Origin of the sequence: Zoogloea ramigera (assembly GCF_006539865.1) — a bacterium.
GTDB lineage: Bacteria > Pseudomonadota > Gammaproteobacteria > Burkholderiales > Rhodocyclaceae > Zoogloea > Zoogloea ramigera.
In genome coordinates this window covers 19955-43788 of the sequence record NZ_BJNV01000006.1, presented here as the reverse complement: position 1 = coordinate 43788, position 23834 = coordinate 19955, and the positions used below count along the sequence as shown (strand labels likewise).

The window sequence follows — 23834 nt, the reverse complement described above, 5'->3', positions numbered from 1 at the left end:
ATCCGGTGCACCAATGACTTTCTCCGGCTTCATTCAATGAACTCCGCACCAAGCAAGACGCCACGCCCGGCCACCACCAAGGCCCTGTCCGCCAGCCAGACCCTCCTCTGGTTCTCGGCAGGCGTTGCCGGGATGTTCCTGATCGTCTCCGCCCTCTTCGCCATCAAGCTCGGCCTGCAGGGATCGCTGCCCTTCACCACGGCCTCACAGGCGGCCTCCGCCCCGGAGCAGGCCGCCCCCCGCCCCACCGCGGTCACCCCGCCGGTACAAGCCACCGTTTCCGGCCCGGGAGCCGGCGCCACCAGCAGCGACTTCGAATCCGGCTCCGAGGGCATCCTGCCCCCTGAAGCCGCCCATCTCGCCAAGGTCAACATTGCCACCGCCGGCCCGGCGCCCGCACCAGCGACAGCTGCGGCGCCCGCCCCCACCGCGCCGGAAGCCGACCCGGCCATCGGCAAGCGGGTCAATGACTGGGCCGCGGCGTGGCAGAACAAGGCCATCGACGACTACCTCGGGCACTACGCCCCCGACTTCAAGCCAGCCGGCAAGCTGACCCACGGCGACTGGCTCGCCCAGCGCCGGCAGCGCCTGTCACGCCCGGGGGCGATCAGCGTCGAGATCATCGACCTGCAGATCGAGCAGAGCGGCGACACCGCCAGCGCCCGCTTCCAGCAGATCTACCGCGCCGAGGCCCAGACCCTCACCGACAAGAAAACCCTCGAGCTCGTCCGCCGCGATGGGCAATGGCTGATCCTACGGGAATACACCAACGGCTAAGGCGCCGGCAGGCCATGCTTTGTTTGACTCGACAGGCGGCCGCATATATACTTGCGCGTTTCCTGAAAACCCTTCAATCGGAGTACATCCATGTACGCGGTCATAAAAACCGGCGGCAAGCAGTATCGCGTCGTCGTCGGCGAAAAACTCAAAGTAGAACAGATACCGGCTGACGTGGACTCGCAAATCATCATCGACCAGGTCTTCATGGTCGGCGAAGGCGAGTCGGTCAAGATCGGCACCCCCGTTGTGGCTGGCGCCACCGTCACGGCCACCGTGGTTTCCCACGGCCGTCACGACAAGGTCAAGATCTTCAAGATGCGTCGCCGCAAGCACTACCAGAAGCATCAGGGTCACCGTCAGAACTACACCGAGCTTCGCATCGAAGCGATCTCGGCCTAAGGAGAAACCGACATGGCACACAAAAAGGCTGGCGGCAGTTCCCGTAACGGTCGCGACTCAGAAAGTAAACGCCTTGGCGTCAAGCGCTACGGCGGCCAGTTCGTCCTCGCCGGCAACATCATCGTTCGCCAGCGCGGCACCGAATACCACCCGGGCGAAAACGTCGGCATCGGCAAGGATCACACCCTGTTCGCGCTGACCGAAGGCACCGTGCAGTTCACCGTCAAGGGCGCCCAGAAGCGTCGCACCGTGAACATCGTGCCCGCCGCTGAATAAGTTCAGCTCGCACGTATTCAAAGCCCTATCTCGCGATAGGGCTTTTTTTCATTCAGGGCCTGAACAACGCCCCAACCGGAAACACCCATGAAATTTTTCGACGAAGCCCGTATTGAAGTCATCGCCGGCGACGGCGGTAACGGCGCCGCCACCTTCCGCCGCGAAAAATACATCCCGATGGGCGGCCCGGACGGCGGCGACGGCGGCAAGGGCGGCGACGTTTACGCCGTCGCCGACCGCAACCTCAACACCCTGATCGACTTCCGCTTCAAGCGCACCTTCCTCGCCGAACGCGGCGAGAACGGCCGCGGCGCCGACTGCTACGGCAAGGGTGGCGACGACATCGAGCTGCACATGCCGGTGGGCACCGTCATCACCGAACAGGAAACCGGCGAGCTCATCGCCGACCTCGACCAGGACGGCAAGCGCGTGATCATCGCCCGCGGCGGCCGTGGCGGCCTCGGCAACCTGCACTTCAAGACCAGCACCAACCGCGCCCCGCGCAAGAAGACCATGGGCCAGGAAGGCGAGCGCAAGAGCCTCAACCTCGAGCTCAAGGTGCTGGCTGACGTCGGCCTGCTCGGCATGCCCAACGCCGGCAAATCCACCTTCATCCGCGCGGTGTCGTCGGCCAAGCCCAAGGTTGCCGACTACCCCTTCACCACGCTGGCCCCCAACCTCGGCGTGGTGCGCACGTCCGAAAACCGCAGCTTCGTGATCGCCGACATCCCCGGCCTCATCGAAGGCGCGGCCGACGGTGCCGGCCTCGGCCACCAGTTCCTGCGCCACCTGCAGCGCACCCACATTCTGCTGCACATCGTCGACCTGGCCCCCTTCGACCCCGAAGCCGACCCCGTCCACGACGCTCACGCCATCGTCGAAGAGCTTCACAAATACGACGAAGAGCTGGCCAACAAGCGCCGCTGGCTGGTCCTCAACAAGCTCGACCTGATCCCCGAAGACGAGCGCGAGGCCCGCGTGGCCACCTTCCTCGAGGGCTACGGCCCCGTCGAGCGCCACTTCGAAGTGTCGGCGATCAGCCGCGCCGGCTGCCAGGAGGTCGTCTTCGCGATCCAGGACATCCTCGACGAAGAAAAAGCCGCAGCCCAGGCCGCCGCCGATGCGGCCGCGGCAGCCGCCGCCGAGCGCGGCGAGACCACCCCGGAGGCAGTGGACGACGATTACGACACCCGCCACGAAGACTACGACGACGAAGACGACGAACAGGAAGACCGCGATGAGAACCCGAATCAGTAAGGCCCGCCGCCTCGTCGTCAAGGTCGGCAGCGCCCTCGTCACCAACAACGGCGAAGGCCTCGCCGTCGAAGCCCTCGCCGACTGGGCCCGCCAGATCGCCGCCCTCATCGCCGACGGCCGCCAGGTAGTGCTGGTCTCCTCGGGCGCCATCGCCGCTGGCATGCAGCGCCTCGGCTGGACGGCCCGACCCCAGGAGATGCACCAGCTGCAGGCGGCGGCGGCCGTCGGCCAGATGGGCCTCGCCCAGGCCTACGAGAGCGTCTTCGCCCAGAACGGCCTGCACACCGCCCAGATCCTGCTCACCCACGCCGACCTGGCCGACCGCACCCGCTACCTCAACGCCCGCTCCACGCTGATCACCCTGCTCGAGCTGGGCGTGGTGCCGATCATCAACGAGAACGACACGGTGGTCACCGATGAGATCAAGTTCGGCGACAACGACACCCTCGGCGCCCTGGTCGCCAACCTGATCGACGCCGAGGCGCTGATCATCCTCACCGACCAGCAGGGCCTGTACACCGCCGACCCGCGCAAGGACCCGTCCGCCACGCTGATCGGTGAGGAGCGCGCCGAGAACACCGCCCTCGAGGCCATGGCCGGCGGCGCCGGCAGCGGCATCAGCAAGGGCGGCATGATCACCAAGGTACGCGCCGCCCAGCGCGCCGCCCGCAGCGGCGCCCACACCTGCATCGCCAGCGGCCGCGAGGCTGACGCGCTGCTGCGGGTCACCGATGGCAAGCAGGTCGGCACCCTGCTCTACGCCTCCAGCACGCCACTCGCCGCCCGCAAGCAATGGCTGGCGGATCACCTGCAGCTGGCCGGCAGCCTGATCCTCGACGACGGCGCCGTAGAGGCCCTGAAGTCAGGCAAGAGCCTGCTGCCGATCGGCGTCACCGCCGTCGAGGGTGACTTCAACCGTGGCGCGGTGGTCGCCTGCCGCACGCCGGATGGCCGCGAGATCGCGCGCGGCCTCGTCAATTACGCCGCCAACGACGCCCGCCGCATTGCCCGCCACAGCTCGGCGGAGATCGAGAACACTCTGGGCTACGTGGAAGAAACCGAGCTCATTCACCGGGACAACCTGGTGCTGATCGGCTAGCACTCCGCACCAAAAGCAATGGCCACCCTCGGGTGGCCATTTTTTCGTCTGCACTTTTCCGCTAAAAAGTTAGCCACCGGAAAACGTCAACGAAAAACGGGCACCCGAAGGTGCCCGCCGTTTCTAGCTCAGACGGAGTCTGAATTAGAAGGAGTGACGCAGACCGATCTGGATGCCCTGCAGGGTGCCACCGATGGTGTTGCCGAGCGGAGCAGCAGCGGTGCCAGCCGGGGAGCCATAAACGTTGGCGTTGGTGCCGACAGCGTTGATGCCGAAGTCGTAGCTGGCGTTCTTGTCGTTGTTCAGGTGAGCGTACACAGCCTTGAGGATGGTGCGCTTGGACAGGCTGTGCTCGTAGCCGATCTCGAACAGCTTGGCGCCGGTGTCCTTGGCGCTGGAACCGTCAGCCTTCAGGTCGTTGGCCATGTAGAACTGACCAATCAGCTTGCCAGCCGGGGTCACGTTGAAGGTGCCGCCGAGGCCGAACACGTTCTGGGTAACGCGAGCGCCGTCCACGTCCAGACGGACACGGTCGAACAGGGCGCGAACGGAGGCCATGCCGAAGTTGTAGGTACCACCGATACGGAAGTCGCCGGCACGGGTGTCGAAGTTGTCACCAAAACGGACCTTGTTGTAGGTCACAGCAGCCATGGCCGGGCCGTTGGCGTACTTCAGGCCCACGTCATAGCCGGAGGTGTTCTGGGGGCCAAGGCCGTTGAAAGCCTTGTTTTCGTTAGCCACGTAAGCAACGGTGGCGTTCAGGCCAGCGTAGGTCGGGGAAACGTAGGCAATGGCGTTGTTCCAGCGGTCGTCAAACGGGGACACGCAGATGCTGGAAGCAGCGCAGGCCTTGGTGACGACATCGCCAGCGGTGGCGCCGGTCTGGCTGATGGTGGTGCCGGAGGTCAGGTAGCCACCCAGCTTGCCCAGCAGGGCGGAGTTAGCGCCGATGCTGGTGGCGCCGGAGTTGACGTCAACCGCACCACCCAGAGCACGGGTCGGGCCGGTCAGCTTACCCAGAACCACGGTACCGAAGCCGCCGGCAACGCCGACGAAGCTGTCACGGGTGGTGCCCAGGGTGCCAGCGTTGTCGAAGCCAACACCGCTCTCGAACTGGAACACGGCGGTCAGGCCGTTGCCCAGCGCTTCAGCGCCCTTGAAACCGATGTAGGAAGAGTTGGTGGAAACGCGGGTGGTGTTGCCCAGGTCGTTCACGGCGTCGCCGGAAACCTTGACGACGTCGAAGGTGGCGTCAGCGACACCGTAGACGGTGACGTTGGCTTGAGCGAAGGCGCCGGTGGAGGCCAGGCCAGCAACGGCCAGAGCGATCAGTTTCTTTTGCATATGATTCTCCTCTTGATTGAAGACTGGCACGCACCGCTTTCGCGGGGCCGACCAATTTCACCTCTCTAACGAGAAGTTGGACTGCATTGTCCTTGGGTGGCAAAGCCCGGGCAAGGACGGCGTTGTTTTTTGGGTGCGAGGGGCCGGTGGACTGTTGCAAGGGCGCAACACGCCCGCTCACTCTCGGCAGCTTCCGCCACGCCCGGCCCGGAAAGCACAAAAGCCAGCCCGAAGGCTGGCTTTTGACGGGGCGGAGCCCGGAGGACTTACTTCTGGGCGAGCACCCAGGCCACGAGGGTCTTGGCTTCGGCAGCGTTGACCTGCGGGTTGGGGGGCATCGGGATCTGGCCCCAGGCGCCAACGCCACCCTTCTGGACCTTCTCGATCAGTTTGGCTTCGGCGGTCTTGTCGCCCTTGTACTTGGCGGCCACGTCCTTGTAGGAGGGGCCGACCAGCTTCTTGTCGACGGCGTGGCAGGCCAGACAGTTCTTGGCCTTGGCCAGATCGGCGCCGGCGTCGGCGAAAGCGGCGGTGGAGCCCAGCAGGCCGGCGATGGCGGCAACAGCAAACAGCTTCTTCATTGTGATCCCTCTCGGTGTAAGTAGGCAGAATATTAGCGGAGTCTAAACTTCCCGCCGCAAATTTGCCAATCATGAAAGCCTGGCCGGAACGCCGGCCCGGGCCGCGGATGGTAGCAAAGTCTTAACGCCTCGCGGGCGCCAAGCGTTGACCTGCCGAAGCTGCGCGGGTTTCAGACGGCTGCGACGAAAGCGCGCATCAGAACGCGATGGCCACCGCAAACTGCAGACGCAGCCGGTGATCGCGCTGGCCGTAGGCGAGATCGACCGCAATCGGCCCGGCCGGGCTCTTCCAGCGCGGCCCGACGCCGTAGCCGAGGTTCATCTTGAAAAGCTGACGCTCGTCGTTGGCGTTGCCGGCATCGACGAAGGCTGCAACACCCCAGTTTCCCTCGTACCAATGGACGTACTCGGCACTCGTCACCGCCAGGTAGCGCCCGCCGACGGTGGCGCTGCCGTCCTTCACACCCAGGCTCTGGTAGGCATAGCCCCGCACGGTCTGGGCGCCGCCAGTGCGGAACAGGAAGTCCTGCGGCACGCCATCACGGGATTCGGCGAGGGTGATGCCGCCCTCGGCCCGCAGGATCAGCACATCCCGCCGCATCACCGGCCAAAAGAGCTGGTAGCGCCCATAGACACGCACGAAGTTGCGATCGGACAACACCGCCTGGGAGGCGCCCCCGAGCTGCAGATTCAGCACCTGCCCATCCCGTGGGTCGAGGATGTTGTCGACGAAGCGGCCAGTCCACGACCAGTTGGCGGTGAGCGCGTTGCGCCGCGTGCCGAGGCTGTCGTCGGGCGCCAGCATTTCGCGCTGATAGTTGATCGCAAAGCGGTTTTCGATGTTGCCCCGCGGGATCGTGCGGACCACACCAAAGGACTGGCGCCGTGTCTGCAGGCCCGCGATGTGGGTATGCTCGACCAGCGCACCGACGCTGTCGAGGTAGCCCGCCTGGGTTGGCGGCAGGAAGACGTCGGCGTAGGCCAGCTGACGGCGCTGTTCGATGCGCAGGCCGCTGACGAGGTTGTAGGCCTTGTCCAGAAAATGGGCGTCGCGGTAGCTGGTTTCGAAACGATAACCGGTGTTGCTGCTCACCCCGACCCCAAAGCCCACCCGACGCGGCTTGGCCTCGGTGACGAGAACCTGCACCGGGGCGGCCTCCGGGGTCGCGGTGGAGCGGTCGATGTCGACGACGACCGAGGCGAAGTAAGGCGTGTTCTGCAGCGCCGTCTGGTAACGCAGCAGGCGCTCCTGGCTGTAGGGCTCGCCGGGCTCGGGCGGCTGGTAGCGCTCGAGGAGGCTACGGTCATAGTCCGCGAGGCCGGTCACCTCGATGGAGCCAAAGCGGAAAGCCCGGCCCGAGTCGATGTCGACGCGCAGGCGGGCGCTAGCGCTTTCTGGATCGATCAAGGCCTCGCTGGCGGTGATGGCCGCGGCGGCGTAATCGCGCAGGCTCAGGCCGTCGAGGAGCTGCTGCTTGGCCGCGTCCCAGTCGGCCTGCCGGAAGGGCTGGCCGACTGGCAAGGCCCAGGCCGCCCGCAGGGCGTCGAGGCGTTCGGCGGCGCCGCTCGCGGCACCGCTGAAGTGGAGTTCGACATCTGCAATGGTGGTGCGCGGCCCGGGATCGACGACAACGGCGAAACCGCCGCCGGGTGTTTCACGCCCCTCGACCGACGGCTTGAAATGCCCCTCGGTGGCGAGGATGTCGGCGACCTCCTTGCGCGCCCGCCGCAGCAGCGCCACCCGCCCCCCTTCATCGAGCTCGTCGCCAGACTTTTCGCCGATGAAACCCAGATGCTTCTCGAGGAGAGGCTGCAGGCCGGACGGCGCCTCGAGGCTCACCACACCGACGGCGCTCGCCGCCCCGCTGGACAGCAGGGCCGCAAAGACGACCAGGCCAGCCAGCCGACGGCCGGCAGCCAGGCAACGAGAGCGCGCCACCGCCGGACCGCTCAAGCCTCGAGATGGTAGCGGACGACCCGCTCGACCTCGTTCTTCGAGCCGAGCACCACCGGCACACGCTGGTGCAGCTTGGTCGGCTGGATCTCGAGGATGCGCTCGCGGCCCGTCGATGCGGCGCCACCGGCGGCCTCGACGATCATCGCCATCGGATTGGCCTCGTACATCAGACGCAGCTTGCCGCCCTGCGCCTTCATCTTGCTGTCCATCGGGTACATGAAGATGCCGCCGCGGGTGAGGATGCGGTGCACATCGGCCACCATCGAAGCCACCCAGCGCATGTTGAAGTCACGCTCCCGCGGGCCTTCCTTGCCGGCCTGCAGTTCGCCGACGTAGCGCTGGACGGGCGCCTCCCAGTAGCGCGCGTTGGACGCATTGATGGCGTATTCCTTGGTGTCCTCGGGAATCGTCATGTTCGGATGGGTGTAGATGAAGCTGCCCATCTCGCGGTCGAGGGTGAAACCATGCACGCCATCGCCCACCGTGAGGATGAGCTGGGTGGACGGGCCATAGACCGAATACCCCGCCGCCACCTGGGCGGTGCCGGGCTGCATGAAATCGGCCTCGGTGGGCGCCTTGGAACCCTCGGGGCAGCGCAGCACCGAGAAGATCGTGCCGACCGAGATGTTCACGTCAATGTTGGACGAGCCGTCGAGCGGATCGAACAGCAGCAGGAAACCGCCGCGCGGGTAGTCGCTGGAGATCGGGCGGATCTCCTCGACTTCTTCGGAGGCCATCGCCGCCAGGTGGCCACCCCACTCGTTGGCCTGGATCAGGATGTCGTTGGCGATGACGTCCAGCTTCTTCTGGGCCTCGCCCTGGACGTTGTCGCTGCCCGCCTCGCCGAGCACGCCGGCCAGGGCGCCCTTCGAGACGTTGACGGCGATCGCCTTGACCGCGCGGGCGACGACCTCCATCAGGAGACGCAGGTCGGCGTCCATCAGCCCCTTGCGCTGCTGCTCGATCAGAAATTGGGTGAGCGTGACTCGACGCATGTCATGTTTCTCCAAAAGTGGGCCTTGAAAGGCGAGATTATCGCCCGGATCGCCCTCGTTCGTCGTTTATGATTGCTCACCTCGCGTCGGGGCGGCCGCCTGCCGCCCTTCTTTGAGTTTTTTCACAGGGCATCATGGAAGTTCTGGTGATCGGCGCCGGCCTCGCCGGCGTCACAAGTGCGTGGTATCTCGCCCAGGCCGGGTGCAAGGTCACCGTTGTCGACCGTCAGCCCGGGCCCGGGCTCGAGACCAGCTTCGCCAACGGCGGGCAGATCTCGGTGAGCCACCCGGAACCCTGGGCCAACCCTTCGGCGCCCGGCACCATCCTGCGCTGGCTGGGCCGCGAGGACGCGCCGCTGCTGTTCCGTATCCGGGTCGATGCAGCCCAATGGCGCTGGGGTTTGTCCTTCCTCCGCGAATGCCTGCCGCGGCGGGCGGCGCGCAACACGGCCGCCATCGCCAGCCTGGCGATCTACAGCCGACAGCAGCTCCGGGCGCTCAGGCAGGACACGGGCCTCCGCTACGAATCCCGCGAGGGCGGCATCCTGCATCTTTTCGAGAAAGCCGCCGAGGCGGCAAGGCTGCCGCAGCGCCTCGACGAGCTGGAAGCGCTGGGCATCCACGGGCGGATTCTCAGCCCCGCCGAAGCGGTCGAGGTCGAGCCCGCCCTCGCGGCGCTGGGCCCACGGCTCGCCGGCGCGCTGCATGGGCTGGACGACGAGAGCGGCAACGCCCACCTGTTCTGCCGGGGGCTCGCGACGCTGGCCGCCGACGCGGGCGTGCGGTTCGTGTTCGGGGCCCGGGTAAGCAAGTTCGATGTCGTCCACGGCAGCATCACCGGGGTGCGCATATTTGACGACGCCAACCGGAGCGGCATGATGCGCGCCGACGCGATCGTGCTGGCGGCGGGCAGCTACAGTGCGGGGCTCGTCCGCCCGCTGGGCCTGAAGTTGCCGATCTACCCGGTCAAGGGCTATTCGATCACCGCACCGGTTGTCGATGCGGGCCTGGCGCCCAAGATCAGCCTCACCGATGAATCGCGCCGGGTGGTGTGCTCACGGCTGGGGCAGCACCTGCGCGTTGCCGGCACGGCCGAGCTCAACGGTTTCGATCTGAGCCCCAACCCCGAACGCAGCGCCGCCCTGGTGCGCTGGCTGGAAGAGCACTTCCCCGGCGCCGCCGACCTCAGCCAGATTGAACACTGGTGCGGGCTGCGCCCGGCCACGCCGAGCAACCTGCCGCTGATCGGGCACAGCGGCATCGACAAGCTTTACCTCAACACCGGCCACGGCACCCTGGGCTGGACCCTGGCCTGCGGTTCCGGCCGGGCAATCGCCGATATCGTGACGGGCACACAGCCGGAGGCGACCTTCCCCTTCCTGAAACCCCGCTGAGCGCTGCAGGGCTTCAGCCCTCCGCTGTCTCCTCGAAGAGCACCCGATACACAAACGCCGACAGCACCACCTGCTGGTTATGGGGAAGCTCCTCGAACTGCACGCCGTGGTTGATCAGGGGAGAATCTCCTTCGGAGGCGGCGCCGGCATGAACCGACTTCAGCACGGCCGGGATGCTGAGATATTCCTCGATCTCGTTCACCACGACGCGGAACTTGAGCAGCAGGCGATCATCCCTCGCGCCCATCGGCAACCTGGCCGTGAGCATGGCCCCGCCGGTGCTGAGATCCACCAGGGACGCCGCGTGGGAGCGGCCATCGGCGCCAACGACGGCGGCGATCAGATTGACCCGCGCCCGAGCGCCTCGCCGGACCACCAGGCCACGTACCTGGCCGGGGTAGTTCAGATGCAGATGGGGAAAAGGCACGTTGGCCACCTTGTGGATGGACGTTCCGAAGGCATAGACGCTCTTGCCCGAAAACATCCGCACCACGAAGCCCTGCCCTTCCCGCATCAACAGCACCTTGCCGTCCTGGGTTGGCGTCGTCACGATGATGCTGCGGCCCTTGAGGTAGCCGATGAGCCGGACATAGAAGCGGCTCTGGGGACCCTCGCCCTGGGACTGCAGCTGCAGCGTGTCGCCGATGTCGAGCTTGATGTCATCGAAAGCGCACAGGTTGTCGGCGGGCTTGTCGCCGCTCTCGGTATTCAAACGGGTATCGTTGACCGGGAGTTTGCGGAACAGGCCACGCTCGATGAGGGCCTTCTTCTGGGACTCGGTCTCGACGACAACACCCCGCGCAAACAGCAACTGCTTGCGATCGTCGTACAGGGCCCAGGGCACCGGTTGCCCCACCTCGACTTCACCGGTATTGACTCGCACAAAAGACATCACGCACCCAAGCTGTATAAGACGGTCGCCTGATAACGTCACCCGGCGGGCGGACTTGAATGGCGCAGTGGCTCAGACCCCGGGAGTGACAGCCGGCGACGGGGTCAGAGTCTTCAGGCGGGGAGCGTTGAGGCGCGCCAGGATGGCCGACGAGACGTGGGACAAACCCGCCGCCTCGACCCTCAGCAACAGGCTTGTCAGGCGGCGCGCAGTGGCGGCCGAGTCGACGCCCTCGGAACCTGCCGCCAGGGCCTCGCAGAGGGCGCGCAACTCGCGCAGTTCAAGGATCGCCGGCGGCACGTAACCGGCGTTACGCAGGATCCGGTTGCTCATGCGCAGCTCGGCCGGCACCAGCGCATCGTCATCAAACTCGAGGGGCCGGCCTTCACCGGGCAGCCTCGACAGCTCCCCTTTCTCGAGGGCAGCCCGGATCCGCTCTTCGGCCAGTTGATCGAAAATGCTCACCGGGAAGTGCCGGGCGGGGAGAAGCTTCAGGCGGGCTGGGATTCCACCGTTGCAGCGGACGCCGGCGGCGTGCAGCAGGCCGACGAACCATCGCCACAGTCTTCCTTCGGCGGGTTGCGGATCTCGCCGGTCTCGGTGTCGAAGCCGATGCTCTGGATGTACGAGGCCAGGGCAGCGTCCATCGTGGCCACGTGGTTATCGAACCACACCGGCAGCTCCTGGATCAGCTGTCGCCCGAGGGCCGTGTCACCGCGCTCCATGCGCTTGCGGACATCGCGGCAGACGGCGAGGACGCGGTCGTGCTCGGCCTTGTGGCAGCCGGGAAAGCCGATCAGCTCCATCCAGCGGTTTTCCTGGTCGAAGTGCTCGACCGTGTGCACGATGAAATCATCCATCGCTGCCAGCAGTTCCGCACCCGAGAGGCTCAGCAGACGGTTGTAGGCATCGACGAACTCCACGTGGGTCTGGTCCATCGGGCCCAGACCGAGGGTGAGTTTTTCAGTCCATTCCATGGCGGCCATTTCAAAACCTTTCAGACATAGATTGAGCGCGACTCTAAGGGCCGGGCGAGCCCCGCGCCCTGCGCCAGATCAAGCGGCGTCAATGCGGCAACAAGCCGGCAGCAGGCGAGCCTACTTGACCAGCTTGAGATGACTGCGTCCGCCACCCTTGGGCGGGTTCGGCTCGGCGTCGGCTTCGACTGAAGCCGAGGTTTCGGGCAAGCCCGGCTCGAGATCCAGGCCTGCGTCAGCTTCTTCCTCGAAGCTGCCAGCGCCGATTTCGAAGGCCATCCCGTGACCGTTCTCGCGGGCGTAGATCGCCGATACGTTATCGACGGGAAGGGAGATGTTCTGAGCCACGCCGCCGAAACGCGCCTGGAAGGCGATCATCTCGTTGCCCATCACCAGGCTCTGGGTGGCGTCGGTGCTGACGTTGAGCACGATCTGGCCGTCCTGGACAAACTGGCGCGGCACCAGGGTCCGGTGATCGACGACAACGGAGAGGTAAGGAGTCAGCCCCTGATCGGAACACCACTGGTGGATGGCGCGGATCAGATAAGGCTTGGTTGAGATTTCACTCATGAGCCGGACCTTCGAGCAAGGGGAACGACGGGAAGGGAAGCCCGATGACGGGGCCGCAAAACCCGCGGCCCCGGCGATACATCAGCGCCGCATCACCTTTTCGGAGGGAGTCATCGCATCGATGAAGCCCTGGCGGCTGAAGATGCGCTCGGCGTACTTCATCAGCGGTGCGGCGGAACGAGGGAGTTCAATGCCGTAGTGGTCGAGACGCCACAGGAGCGGCGCGATGGCCACATCGAGCATCGAAAAATCGTCGCCCAGCAGGAACTTCTGCTTGGCAAACATCGGAGCCAGCTGCGTCAATTGGTCGCGGACATGAGCACGCTCCTTGTCGGCACCCTTCGGGTTCTTCTCGAGGACGTCGATATGGGAGAACAGCTCAAGCTCGAAGGTGTGCAGCAGCTGCCTCGCACGAGCCCGCATGATCGGGTCGGGCGGCATGAGTTGCGGATGCGGGAAACGCTCGTCGATGTACTCGTTGATGATGTTGGACTCATAGAGCACCAGATCACGATCAACCAGCACAGGAACCCGGTTGTACGGGTTGATGACAGCGATGTCTTCCGGCTTGTTGAAGAGATCGACATCAATCACCTGGAAATCCATGCCCTTTTCAAAGAGCACGATACGACACCGGTGACTGAAAGGATCTGTCGTTCCGGAATACAAATTCATCATCGTTGTGTTACCCCACGGATACTCTGAATCACGCACCACGCGCCGGGCGCGTGGTGCGTCTTGCTCAGTTGCGGCAAGAGACTGCATCGGCAAAACCAAGCCGATTAATGAATGTCTTTCCAGTAATTCTTCTTGAGAAGATAGGAAAGGACGAAGAGAAGACCAAGGAAGGCCAGCACGACAGTGCCGATCGTCTTGCGGGTTTCGGCCATCGGCTCACCCATCCAGACCAGGTAGGAGACGAGATCGGCGGTCGCCTTGTCGTACTCTTCCTTGGACATCTTGCCGGGCTTGCCCTGCTCCAGCGCGATGGTCTTGACCTTGCCGCCGTGGCCGTCGTCCGCCTCGGTGACCTTGGCGACCTGCTCACCCTGAAGCTCGTAGAGAACGTGCGGCATGCCGACGTTTTCGAAGATCACGTTGTTCCAGCCGGTCGGACGCTCACTGTCACGGTAGAAACCGCGCAGGTAGGTGTACAGCCAGTCGGCACCGCTGCCGAACTCGGACGCGCGCGAACGGGCAATCACGGTGAGGTCGGGCGGGGCAGCCCCGAACCAGACCTTCGCCTCTTCGCGCTGCATCGCGATGCGCATCGGCTCGCCGATCTTGTCGGCGGTGAACATCAGGTTGTCCTTGATCATCGACTCGGACAGACCGATCTGCTGCAGCCGGTTGTAGCGCATGTAGCTGGCGCCGTGGCAGTTCAGGCAGTAATTGACGAACAGCTTGGCGCCGTTGGCCAGCGCAGCCGGATCGGTGGACACCGGGGCCTTGTCCAGGTGCAGTTCGGGGCCGCTCGCGACAGCGAGCAGCGGGGCGAAGAGTGCCGTAGCCAGAAGCTTTTTCACGAGACTGATTCCGCGGATTTTCATTTTCAGCTAACCCTTTCCGGAACGGGTTTGGTCTTGTCCATCTTCGAGTACACCGGCATCAGCAGGAAGAACGCGAAATAGATCACCGAACAGATTTGCGACACCAGGGTACGGCCCGGGGTGGGGGGCAGCACGCCAAGGTAGCCGAGGATGAAGAAGGAGATGACGAAGACCGCCAGGATGATCTTGAACAGACCACCCTTGTAGCGGATCGACTTGACCGGGCTGCGATCGAGCCAGGGCAGGAACGCGATGATCACCACCGCGGCGCCCATGGCCACCACACCCCAGAACTTCGCATCGATACCGAACAGCGGGTAGGTGACGGCACGCAGGATCGAGTAGAACGGCGTGAAATACCAGACCGGCGCAATGTGCGGCGGCGTCTTGAGCGGGTCGGCCGGGATGAAGTTGTTGAACTCCAGGAAGTAGCCGCCGCCTTCAGGCGCGAAGAACACGATGAAGGAGAAGACGATCAGGAAGCCGACCACGCCCACGATGTCCTTGACGGTGTAGTAGGGGTGGAAGGGGATGCCGTCGAGCGGAATGCCACGAGCGTCCTTCTTCTTCTTGATCTCGACACCATCCGGGTTGTTGGAGCCAACTTCGTGCAGGGCGACGATGTGGGCGGCAACCAGGCCGATGAGGATCAGCGGCACGGCGATGACGTGGAAGGAGAAGAAGCGGTTGAGGGTCGCGTCGGACACCACGAAGTCGCCACGGATCACGACGGAGAGGTCGGGACCGATGACGGGAATCGCGGAGAACAGGTTCACGATCACCTGGGCGCCCCAGAAGGACATCTGCCCCCACGGGAGCAGGTAGCCCATGAAGGCCTCGGCCATCAGCGCCAGGAAGATCAGCGTGCCGAAGACCCAGATGAGCTCGCGGGGCTTGCGGTAGGAACCGTAGAGCAGGCCGCGGAACATGTGCAGATACACCACGATGAAGAACGCCGAGGCGCCGGTGGAGTGCATGTAGCGGATCAACCAGCCGCCCGGCACGTCACGCATGATGTATTCGACCGAAGCGAAGGCCACCGGGACGCCGGCGGCGTTCAGGGAGGCATCCGGCTTGTAGTGCATCACCAGGAAGATGCCGGTGACGATCTGCAGCACCAGCACCAGCAGGGCCAGCGAGCCGAAGAAATACCAGAAGTTGAAGTTCTTGGGCGCGTAGTACTCGGTGAGGTGGCCCTTGATGGACGACGTGAGCGGAAAACGCGCGTCGATCCAGTCCATCACCGATTGGGAGTTTTTGCTCATCGTTTAGGCCTTTCCGTCTTCGCCGATCAGGATCTTGGCGTCGCTCAGGTACTTGTGCGGCGGGATCTCGAGGTTGTCGGGTGCCGGCTTGCTCTTGTACACACGGCCCGCCATGTCGAAGGTGGAGCCGTGGCAGGGGCACAGGAAGCCACCCGGCCAGTCGGCGGCGATGCCGCTGTCGGCGCCGGTCTTGAACTTGTCCGACGGGGAGCAGCCCAGGTGGGTGCAGATGCCGACCGCCACCAGGATTTCCGGCTTGATGGAGCGGGTTTCGTTCTTGGCGTACTCCGGCTGCATCGGCTTGTCGGAGTTGGGGTCGCTGACCTCGCCCTCGGTCTTCTTGAGGGAGTCCAGCATTTCCTTGGTGCGGTTGATGATCCACACCGGTTTACCACGCCACTCGACAGTCATCATCTCGCCCGGAGCGAGTTTGCCGATATCCACTTCAACCGGCGCACCGGCTGCCTTAGCACGCTCGGACGGCGTCAGGCTCGCGACAAACGGAACAGCCGCAGCCGCAGCGGCCACGCCCCCCGCTGCCGAGGTCACCAGCAACAGCTGGCGCCGACTCCCATCCACTTTTTGATCCACGCTCATGGCCCACTAACCTCAATAAAAGAGTCTTCGAAGATCGCAATACGGAAAACTTTGCAAGTATACCGAAAAGCCGCACCCAAAAAAAGCTTCGCCTCGCAAACCCCCGCCAGCATTGAGAATTTCGGCAGTCGCAGCGCGCGAAAAAGGATGTTTAAATCTGGCTCGAGCCCTGCTCGACCACCCTGCGCCAAAGGCCACTCCCTCCCCTGCACCTACGCCCCCACCGATGCTCGCCCGCAAGATTCTCTTCGCCTCACTCCTGACCACCCTCGCGATGCCTCCTTCGGCGGCCAGGGCGGACACGCTCCCGGCACCGCTGGAGGCCAGCCTGGCCCGCGCCAACATCCCCCACAGCGCGGTGGCCGTCCTCGTCCAGAAGGTGGACGGCGGCGCCCCCCTCGTCAGCCACCGCAGCGGCGAGGCGATGAACCCGGCCTCGGTGATGAAGCTCGTCACCGCCCGGGTCGCGCTGGAGCGGCTAGGCCCCACATTTACCTGGAGAACCCGCGTTTTCGCCCACGGCGAGATCCGCGGCGGGGTGCTGAACGGCTCGCTGCATATCGCCGGCGGCGGCGACCCGCGCCTGTCGCGGGAGCGCCTGTGGCTGCTGCTGCGGGAGCTGCGCGCCCAGGGCGTCCGGCGCATCGCCGGGGACGTGGTGACCGACCGCAGCCTGTTCCGCCTCGCCCCCCACGACCCGGCCGCCTTCGACCAGCGCCCGCTGCGCCCCTACAACGTGGGCGCCGACGCCCTGACGGTGGATTACGGGGCGATCCGCCTGCGCGTGGAGCCGACCGCCGACGGCGCCAGCGTGCGCAGCGACCCCCTGCCCGCGGGCCTCGTCATCGAAAGCCGGATCCGCCGCGGCGAAGCCGGCGCCTGCGGCGACCCCACCAGCCAACTCAGCGCGAGCACCGCGCGGGCCGGCGGCGTGACGAGGCTCAGCCTCAGCGGCAGCCTCGCCGCCAGCTGCACCGAGGCCTTCGACTGGAACCTGGCCCCGCTGCCGCCGGAGCGCCTGTTCGAAGGCCTGTTCCGCAGCCTGTGGAAAGAGCTTGGGGGCGAGATCGGCGGGCATTTCCGGCCCGGCAGCACGCCGCCGGACGCCCGCCTGCTGGCCGAGACAAGCTCCCCGCCCTTGCCGGAAGTGCTCCGTGACATGAACAAGTGGTCCAACAACGTGATCGCCCGCCATGTGCTGGCCACCCTGGGTGCGACCGCCGAGCCGGAGCAGGATTCCGTTGCGGCCGGCGGGCGCGTCGTCGAACAGAGCCTGAGGGCGGGCGGCGTCGACACCAGCGGCTTCGTGATCGAGAACGGCGCCGGGCTCTCGCGCAGCGCGCGGATCAGCGCCCACAGCCTCGGGCAGCTGCTCTTGAGTGCCTGGCGCAGCCCGACGATGCCCGAGCTGCTGGCCTCCCTGCCGATCGCCGGCGTCGACGGCACCGCCCGGCGGCGCCTCGCCAACAGCCCTGCCGCCGGCCATGCCCACATCAAGACCGGCACCCTCGACGGCGTGCGCAGCCTGGCCGGCTACGTGCTGGCCCGTGACGGCCAGCGCTACGCGGTCGTGCTGATGATCAACCACCCCAACGCAGGCGCCACCCGCGATGCCCAGGATGCGCTGCTGGAGTGGGTTACGGCGAGGTGACGGCCCCCCGGCAGTGCCGCTGCGCGACACTTCCACCCCCCGAGGGGGTCGCAGAAACGCTTGGGACGGCCCGGCGCATTCCTGCGAGGACGGCCCCCGGCAGCGCCACCACGCGATACTTCCGCCCCCCGAGGGGGTCGCAGAAACGCTTGGGGCGGCCCGGCGCGTTCCTGCGAGGACGGCCCCCTGCAGCGCCACCACGCGACACTTCCCCCCCCGAGGGGGTGGCAGAAACGCTTGGGACGGCCCGGCGCGTTCCTGCGAGGACGGCCCCCGGCAGCGCCACCACGCGATACTTCCGCCCCCGAGGGGTCGCAGAAACGCTTGGGACGGCCCGGCGCGTTCCTGCGAGGACGGCCCCCGGCAGCGCCACCACGCGACACTTCCGCCCCCGAGGGGATCGCAGGAGCGCTCGGAGCGGCCCGGGGCCGTTCGGCACGGACGGTGGAATGGGAAGCTCGAAGCCGGGCGGGCGCGACTTCAGCCTTCGTAGGCGTGACGCTTCAGCGCCGAGAAGGGGATGACCTCGAGGGCGTCCATGTGGGTGGCGGCCAGCACCACCGGCGGGGCGACGCCGGCCTCCCAGGCCTCGCGCCAGCGCAGCGCGCACAGGCACCAGCGGTCGCCGGGCTTGAGGCCGGCGAAGCGGTACTCGGGCCGCGGCGTGGACAGGTCGTTGCCCCGCAGCTTGCTGAACTCGAGGAAGGCCTCGGTCACCTTCACGCAGACGTGGTGGCGGCCGATATCCTGGGCGTCGGCCTCGCAGCAGCCGGTGCGCATCCAGCCGGTCAGCGGGTCGTAACTGCAGGCGAGGAGCGGGCCGCCCAGCACGTTGAGGGCGTCACTGGGGGGAAGATCGGCGCTCAATCGGGGTAACCCTCCGGGTTGGCGCTCTGCCAGCGCCAGGCGTCGGCGCACATCTCGTCGATGCCCCGCTGGGCGCGCCAGCCCAGCTCACGCTCGGCGAGGCCCGGTTCGGCGTAACACTGGGCCACATCGCCGGGGCGGCGGGCCACGATCTCGTAGGGCACCGGGCGGCCGCTGGCCTTTTCGAAGGCCTTGACCACCTCGATGACGCTGTAGCCGCGGCCGGTGCCGAGGTTGACGGTGAGCACCCCGGGGCGCTCGGTGAGGCGGCGCACCGCGGCCACGTGGCCGACGGCGAGGTCCACCACGTGGATGTAGTCGCGCACGCCGGTGCCGTCGCTTGTCGGGTAATCGCCACCAAAGACGCGCAACTGGGGCAGGCGCCCCACCGCCACCTGGCTCACGTAGGGCATCAGGTTGTTGGGCAGGCCATTCGGGTCTTCGCCGATGCGGCCGCTGGCGTGGGCGCCCACCGGGTTGAAGTAGCGCAGCAGCGCCACCCGCCATTCGGGGTCGGCAGCGGCCAGGTCGGACAGCACGAACTCCATCATCCACTTGGTGCGGCCATACGGATTGGTCGGGCCAGTGGGGAAGTCCTCGCGGATCGGCACGCTGGCCGGGTCGCCATACACGGTGGCCGACGAGCTGAAGACCAGCGACTTGACGCCCGCCTCGGCCATCACCTCGGCCAGCGCCACGGTGCCGGCGATGTTGTTGTCGTAGTACATGAGCGGCTTGGCCACCGACTCGCCGACCGCCTTGAGGGCCGCGAAGTGGATCACCGCGTCGATGGCGTGGGCCTTGAAGATCTCGCGCAGCGCGGCCTTGTCGCGGATGTCGGCGCGGTAGAAGGCGCCGAGCTTGCGCCCGGCGATCTCCTCGACGCGGCGCAGGGCCTCGGGCTTGCTGTTGCTGAAGTTATCGACGACGAGCACCTCGTAGCCCGCGGCGAGGAGTTCGACGCAGGTGTGGGAGCCGATGTAACCGGCGCCGCCGGTGACGAGAATCGTGGGCATGGTGTGATCCGGACAGTCAAAGGACGGCAGCATGATAGCGCGCCTCACGCCCGCCCCGCCCCCGGGCAGCGCTCAGATTGCGCCTTTTTCACGTAGCGCGATGATCTCCTCCGCACTGAAGCCGAGCCCGGCGAGGATCTCGCTGGTGTGCTCGCCCAGCTTGGGGCCCAGCCACTCGGTGCCGCCGGGGGTCTCGGCCAGCTTGGGCACGATGCCGGGGAGATGGATCGGCGTGCCGTCGGGCAGGGTCGCCGACTCGAACATGCCGCGGGCGGCAAACTGGGCGTCGCGGAACATGTCGGCGACCGAGTAGATCGCGCTGGCCGGCACTTCGGCGGCTTCCATCGCGGCCAGCACCGCGTCACTGTCGTGGGCCGCGACCCAGGCGTCGATGGCGGCGTAGAGCTCGGCGGCGCGGGCGTCGCGGCCGGCGTTGCTGGCGAGCTGCGGGTCGTCGGCCAGGTCGTGGCGGCCGATGGCCCGCATCAGGCGCACGAAGATCGCGTCGCCGTTGCCGCCGATGATGATGTGGCGGCCGTCGCGGGTGGTGTGGGTGTTGGACGGGGTGATGCCGGGCATCACGTTGCCGGTGCGTTCGCGCACGAAGCCGGCCACGTCGAACTCCGGCACCATGCTCTCCATCATCGCAAACACTGCCTCGTAGAGGGCCACGTCCACCACCTGCCCTACCCCGCCGTTCACCTCGCGGTGGCGCAGGGCCATGAGTGCGCCGATGGCCGCCCACAGGGCCGCGATGGAATCGCCGATGGAGATGCCGGTGCGCACCGGCGGCCGGTCGGGGAAGCCGGTGATGTAGCGCAGCCCGCCCATCGACTCGCCGATCGCCCCGAAACCTGGCCGCTCGCGGTACGGCCCGGTCTGGCCGAAGCCCGACAGGCGCACCATCACCAGGCCGGGGTTGGCCGCCGACAGCGCATCCCAGCCGAGGCCGAGCTTGTCGAGCACGCCGGGGCGGAAGTTCTCGACGACGATGTCGGCCGCTTCGGCCAGCCGACGCACGACGGCGAGGCCCTCGGGGTGCTTGAGGTTGGCGGTGATCGACTTCTTGTTGCGGGCCTGCACCGACCACCACAGCGACGTACCCTCGTGGAGCTTGCGCCACTGGCGCAGCGGGTCGCCGCCGTCGGGCGACTCGACCTTGATCACCTCGGCGCCGAACTCGGCCAGGATGCGCGTGCAGAAGGGGCCGGCGATCAATGTGCCGAGTTCCAGCACCTTGACGCCGGCGAGGGGCTTCGATGGAGTGTTCATGCCGGGAAGGCCCGCTTGGGGCTCAGAGGGAACGGCGCTCGACCAGCGCCTGGGCGATGGTGCCCGAATCGGTGTGTTCGAGCTCGCCGCCCACCGGGATGCCGCGGGCGATGCGGCTCACCTTGATGCCGCGGCTCTTGAGGAGCTCGGAGATCATGTGGGCGGTGGCCTCGCCCTCGTTGGTGAAGTTGGTGGCGAGGATGACCTCCTGCACCGCCCCGTCGCAGGCGCGGCCGAGGAACTTCTCGAGCCCGAGCTCCCGCGGGCCGATGCCGTCGAGGGGCGACAGGCGGCCCATCAGCACGTAATAGAGGCCGTGGTAGCTGTGGGTCTGCTCGAGCATCGCCAGGTCGGAGGGCATTTCGACGACGCACAACTGGCTTGCGTCGCGCTGGGGGCTGGCGCAGCGGGCGCAGACCTCGTCTTCACAGAAGGTGTTGCAGCGCGAGCAGTGGCGCAGCACCTCGAGCGCGTGGCCGAGGGCCGTGGCCAGCCGCGCGGCGCCCCGCTGGTCCCGCTGCAGCAGATGGAAGGCCATGCGCTGGGCCGACTTGGGCCCGACGCCGGGCAGGCAGCGCAGGGCCTCGATGAGGACGTCGAGGCTGGAAGGGGTGCTCACGCGGGGCTGCCGTCAGGGCCTCAGAAGGGCATCTTGAAGCCGGGGGGCAGGTTGAGGCCGGCGGTGAAGCCGGACATCTTTTCCTGGGTGGTGGATTCGACGCGGCGCACGGCGTCGTTCACGGCGGCGGCGACCAGGTCTTCGAGCATTTCCTTGTCGTCCATCACCGACGGGTCGATGGCGATGCGGCGCACATCGTGCTTGCAGGTCATGGTGACCTTGACCATGCCGGCGCCGGACTGCCCTTCAACCTCGATGCTGCCGAGGCTGTCCTGCATCTTCTTCATGTTGTCCTGCATTTGCTGGGCCTGTTTCATCAGGCCGGCGATGCCGCCTTTCATCATGGTGCTGTTCTCCGGATGGGTTGGGTGAGATTCAAAGGGAATCAGAGGGGTTTGACCGACGCCACTTCCAGCGTCGCATCGAAGCGCGCGATGAGCTCGCGCACGAAGGGGTCCTGCTCGAGGGCGACGACCGCGGCGGCGTGGCGCTCGGTTTTTTCGGCCTGGTTGCGCTGGGCCGGCGTGACGGTGGCGATCTCGCCCACCTCGATGGCGACCCGCACCGGGAAGCCGAAATGGGCCGACAAGGCCTCCTGGAGCTTCTCGGGGCCGCTGCGGTTGATCTGCAGCAGGTGGCGCTGGTCATTGGCGAGACGCAGCTTGAAGAGCCGGCCTTCGACGCTGACGAGCTCGCTGTGCTGGGCGAGCTGCAGGTTGAAGCCGCCAAGGCCGATCTGCTCCTGCAGGGCGTGCCAGTCGATGTCGGCGGGCAAGGGTTCGCCGGAATCGGCGGCAGCCGGCACGGGCGCTTCGGAAGCCGCTGCGGCAAGGACCGGCGCCACGCTGACGGGAGCAGGCGCAGGCGGTGCCGCGGCGGGCTCAGACGCGAACGATTCGGGGATGGTCGCTGCTACAGAAGGCGGCTCGGGCGAACGACGCACCGGCGCGTCCAGGCTCTCGTGGGCCTCCGGCGGCAGGTCTTCCCAGGGCGGCACGCTGCTGCCGTAGTCGGGCTCGCTGGCCTTGGCCGGCGCAGGCGGCGGTACATGCACCGGCGCTGGCGGCGCTGCTTGAGTGGGCGCTGCGGCGACCGGGGCCGGAACCGGCTCAGGCGCCCGCGCCTCCATCGGCGCAGGGCGCGGGGCCTCCGGTTCGGGCTTGGGTTGGGGCTTGGCGACCGGAGCGGCATTCACCGGACCAGCAACCGGAGCCGGGCGAGGCGCGGCAGCGGGCGCCGGCGCAACCGGGCGGGGCGCAGCGGCCGGCAGCGGCCGGGCCTGGCCGTCGCCGCCCCCACCGGCCAGCACGCCACCGAGGGCGGCCGGCTGGGTCGGGCGGAAGGCGAACAGGCGCAGCAGGGTCATCGAGAAGCCGGTGGCCTCGTCGGGGGCCAGGGGCAGCTCGTCGCGGCCGTGGATGGCGATCTGGTAGGCCAGCTGCAGGAACTCGGCGTCGAAGGCCTCGACATAGGGCGCCAGCCGTGCGGCCTCGAACTCGTCGGCGATGGCCGCCGGCGCGAGCTGGGCCAGGGCGATGCGGTGGAGCAGGCTGGCGAGGGCCTGCAGCGCCGACTCGAAGGACAGGCTGCGCGCCTCCATGGCGTCGACGGCGCTCATCAGGGCCTGCACGTCGTTGGCGCGCAGGGCGTCGAGCACCGCATACAGGTGGTCGTCGCCGACGGAGCCGAGCATGTCCTGGACGGCCTGCTCCTCCACTTTGCCGGCGCCGTGGGCGATGGCCTGGTCGAGCAGCGATAACGAATCGCGCATCGAGCCGCTGGCGGCCTTGGCGATGTGACGCAGCGCGCCCGGCTCGAAGGGCACCGCCTCGGCCTCGAGCAGCCGCGTGAGGTGGCTGACGATGTGCCCCGGCGGCATCTGCTTGAGGTTGAACTGCAGGCAGCGCGACAGCACCGTGACCGGGATCTTTTGCGGGTCGGTGGTGGCGATGATGAACTTGACGTGCTCGGGCGGCTCCTCGAGGGTCTTCAGCATGGCGTTGAAGGCATGCCCGGTGAGCATGTGCACTTCGTCGATCATGTAGACCTTGTAGCGACCCTGCACCGGCGCATACACCGCCTGGTCGAGCAGCGCGGCCATGTCGTCGACGCCGCGGTTGGAGGCGGCGTCCATCTCGACGTAGTCGGGGAAGCGGTCGGCGTCGATCGCGGTGCAGGCCGCGCACTGGTTGCACGGCGTCGGGGTGACACCGGTCTCGCAGTTGAGGGCCTTGGCGAGGATGCGCGAGATGGTGGTCTTGCCGACCCCGCGGGTGCCGGTGAACAGATAAGCGTGGTGCAGGCGGCCGGTGGACAGCGCGTGGGTCAGGGCACGCACCACGTGCTCCTGCCCGACGAGTGTCTCGAAGCTGCGCGGGCGCCACTTGCGGGCAAGTACTTGATAAGCCATGGCGGGATTCTAACAGGCCGGCGCCGGCCGAGACGCGCCCGGCAGCAATCGCGCCCGGTGGCGGCG

Annotated in this window: 25 protein-coding genes; 7 read left to right on the top strand and 18 right to left on the bottom strand. The window is 66.8% G+C overall.

The window, feature by feature from the left end; all coding sequences use genetic code 11:
• The first annotated feature begins 36 nt into the window (after window positions 1-36).
• The 5 genes from ZRA01_RS02120 (at window position 37) to proB (ending at window position 3811) form a co-directional block, all read left to right on the top strand.
• Entirely contained in the window at window positions 37-777 is a 741-nt protein-coding gene (locus tag ZRA01_RS02120; protein WP_170182872.1) for a YybH family protein, read from the top strand.
• 90 nt (window positions 778-867) lie between these two features.
• Window positions 868-1179 carry a 50S ribosomal protein L21 gene (gene rplU / locus ZRA01_RS02115; protein WP_141349103.1) on the top strand — a complete coding sequence of 104 codons (312 nt, stop codon included), beginning with the start codon at window positions 868-870 and terminating at the stop codon, window positions 1177-1179.
• Window positions 1180-1191: 12 nt separating this feature from the next.
• Entirely contained in the window at window positions 1192-1455 is a 264-nt protein-coding gene (gene rpmA, locus ZRA01_RS02110) for a 50S ribosomal protein L27 (RefSeq protein ID WP_141349102.1), read from the top strand.
• Window positions 1456-1542: 87 nt separating this feature from the next.
• On the top strand, window positions 1543-2712 hold the full coding sequence (gene cgtA, locus ZRA01_RS02105; RefSeq protein ID WP_141349101.1) for an Obg family GTPase CgtA: 1170 nt from the start codon (window positions 1543-1545) through the stop codon (window positions 2710-2712).
• Window positions 2693-3811 carry a glutamate 5-kinase gene (gene proB, locus ZRA01_RS02100; protein WP_141349100.1) on the top strand — a complete coding sequence of 373 codons (1119 nt, stop codon included), beginning with the start codon at window positions 2693-2695 and terminating at the stop codon, window positions 3809-3811. Before cgtA ends, proB begins: the two co-directional genes overlap by 20 nt.
• 144 nt (window positions 3812-3955) lie before the next feature.
• On the opposite strand, the gene ZRA01_RS02095 is transcribed toward proB, so the two are convergent.
• From ZRA01_RS02095 to ZRA01_RS02080, 4 genes are all read right to left on the bottom strand, one after another.
• Entirely contained in the window at window positions 3956-5155 is a 1200-nt protein-coding gene (locus ZRA01_RS02095) for a porin (RefSeq protein ID WP_141349099.1), read from the bottom strand.
• A 266-nt stretch (window positions 5156-5421) separates the two neighbouring features.
• Window positions 5422-5736 carry a c-type cytochrome gene (locus ZRA01_RS02090; RefSeq protein WP_141349098.1) on the bottom strand — a complete coding sequence of 105 codons (315 nt, stop codon included), beginning with the start codon at window positions 5734-5736 and terminating at the stop codon, window positions 5422-5424.
• Between the two features lie 196 nt (window positions 5737-5932).
• Window positions 5933-7675, bottom strand: a complete 1743-nt coding sequence (locus tag ZRA01_RS02085) for an autotransporter assembly complex protein TamA (RefSeq protein WP_246093256.1) — start codon at window positions 7673-7675, stop codon at window positions 5933-5935.
• Window positions 7676-7686: 11 nt separating this feature from the next.
• On the bottom strand, window positions 7687-8688 hold the full coding sequence (locus ZRA01_RS02080; RefSeq protein ID WP_141349097.1) for a class 1 fructose-bisphosphatase: 1002 nt from the start codon (window positions 8686-8688) through the stop codon (window positions 7687-7689).
• 134 nt (window positions 8689-8822) lie between these two features.
• Between ZRA01_RS02080 and ZRA01_RS02075 the strand changes: the two genes are divergently transcribed.
• Complete coding sequence (locus ZRA01_RS02075) at window positions 8823-10082, top strand: D-amino acid dehydrogenase (RefSeq protein ID WP_141349096.1); 1260 nt, start codon at window positions 8823-8825, stop codon at window positions 10080-10082.
• A gap of 13 nt (window positions 10083-10095) precedes the next feature.
• Here ZRA01_RS02075 and ZRA01_RS02070 read toward each other — a convergent pair whose 3' ends face one another.
• From ZRA01_RS02070 to petA, 8 genes are all read right to left on the bottom strand, one after another.
• Window positions 10096-10974, bottom strand: coding sequence for a flagellar brake protein (locus tag ZRA01_RS02070; RefSeq protein WP_141349095.1), 879 nt, complete (start codon window positions 10972-10974; stop codon window positions 10096-10098).
• A gap of 72 nt (window positions 10975-11046) precedes the next feature.
• Entirely contained in the window at window positions 11047-11439 is a 393-nt protein-coding gene (locus ZRA01_RS02065) for a DnaJ family domain-containing protein (protein ID WP_170182871.1), read from the bottom strand.
• A 26-nt stretch (window positions 11440-11465) separates the two neighbouring features.
• Window positions 11466-11951: a hemerythrin domain-containing protein gene (locus ZRA01_RS02060; RefSeq protein ID WP_246093255.1), complete on the bottom strand. Its 486-nt coding sequence runs from the start codon at window positions 11949-11951 to the stop codon at window positions 11466-11468.
• A 120-nt stretch (window positions 11952-12071) separates the two neighbouring features.
• Complete coding sequence (locus tag ZRA01_RS02055; RefSeq protein WP_141349092.1) at window positions 12072-12521, bottom strand: ClpXP protease specificity-enhancing factor; 450 nt, start codon at window positions 12519-12521, stop codon at window positions 12072-12074.
• A gap of 81 nt (window positions 12522-12602) precedes the next feature.
• A complete protein-coding gene (locus ZRA01_RS02050; RefSeq protein WP_141349218.1) occupies window positions 12603-13199 on the bottom strand; it encodes a glutathione S-transferase N-terminal domain-containing protein in 597 nt (198 codons plus the stop codon).
• Window positions 13200-13303: 104 nt separating this feature from the next.
• Window positions 13304-14071, bottom strand: a complete 768-nt coding sequence (locus ZRA01_RS02045) for a cytochrome c1 (RefSeq protein ID WP_141349091.1) — start codon at window positions 14069-14071, stop codon at window positions 13304-13306.
• 2 nt (window positions 14072-14073) lie between these two features.
• On the bottom strand, window positions 14074-15336 hold the full coding sequence (locus tag ZRA01_RS02040) for a cytochrome b (RefSeq protein ID WP_141349090.1): 1263 nt from the start codon (window positions 15334-15336) through the stop codon (window positions 14074-14076).
• Between the two features lie 3 nt (window positions 15337-15339).
• Complete coding sequence (petA, locus tag ZRA01_RS02035) at window positions 15340-15933, bottom strand: ubiquinol-cytochrome c reductase iron-sulfur subunit (RefSeq protein WP_141349089.1); 594 nt, start codon at window positions 15931-15933, stop codon at window positions 15340-15342.
• 226 nt (window positions 15934-16159) lie between these two features.
• On the opposite strand from petA, the gene dacB reads away from it, so the two are divergent.
• Window positions 16160-17584: a D-alanyl-D-alanine carboxypeptidase/D-alanyl-D-alanine endopeptidase gene (gene dacB, locus ZRA01_RS02030; RefSeq protein WP_141349088.1), complete on the top strand. Its 1425-nt coding sequence runs from the start codon at window positions 16160-16162 to the stop codon at window positions 17582-17584.
• A gap of 480 nt (window positions 17585-18064) precedes the next feature.
• Here the strand turns inward: dacB and ZRA01_RS02025 are convergent, their stop codons facing one another.
• From ZRA01_RS02025 to dnaX, 6 genes are all read right to left on the bottom strand, one after another.
• Window positions 18065-18451 carry a DUF2237 family protein gene (locus ZRA01_RS02025; protein WP_141349087.1) on the bottom strand — a complete coding sequence of 129 codons (387 nt, stop codon included), beginning with the start codon at window positions 18449-18451 and terminating at the stop codon, window positions 18065-18067.
• Complete coding sequence (galE, locus tag ZRA01_RS02020; RefSeq protein WP_141349086.1) at window positions 18448-19467, bottom strand: UDP-glucose 4-epimerase GalE; 1020 nt, start codon at window positions 19465-19467, stop codon at window positions 18448-18450. The genes ZRA01_RS02025 and galE overlap by 4 nt, the downstream gene beginning before the upstream one ends.
• 72 nt (window positions 19468-19539) lie before the next feature.
• The gene (locus tag ZRA01_RS02015; protein ID WP_141349085.1) at window positions 19540-20739 is read right to left on the bottom strand and encodes a CaiB/BaiF CoA transferase family protein; all 1200 of its coding nucleotides are present in this window, start codon (window positions 20737-20739) and stop codon (window positions 19540-19542) included.
• Between the two features lie 22 nt (window positions 20740-20761).
• Window positions 20762-21358: a recombination mediator RecR gene (recR, locus tag ZRA01_RS02010; protein ID WP_141349084.1), complete on the bottom strand. Its 597-nt coding sequence runs from the start codon at window positions 21356-21358 to the stop codon at window positions 20762-20764.
• A 20-nt stretch (window positions 21359-21378) separates the two neighbouring features.
• Entirely contained in the window at window positions 21379-21702 is a 324-nt protein-coding gene (locus tag ZRA01_RS02005) for a YbaB/EbfC family nucleoid-associated protein (protein WP_141349083.1), read from the bottom strand.
• Window positions 21703-21743: 41 nt separating this feature from the next.
• A complete protein-coding gene (gene dnaX / locus ZRA01_RS02000; RefSeq protein ID WP_141349082.1) occupies window positions 21744-23768 on the bottom strand; it encodes a DNA polymerase III subunit gamma/tau in 2025 nt (674 codons plus the stop codon).
• Window positions 23769-23834: the final 66 nt, after the last annotated feature.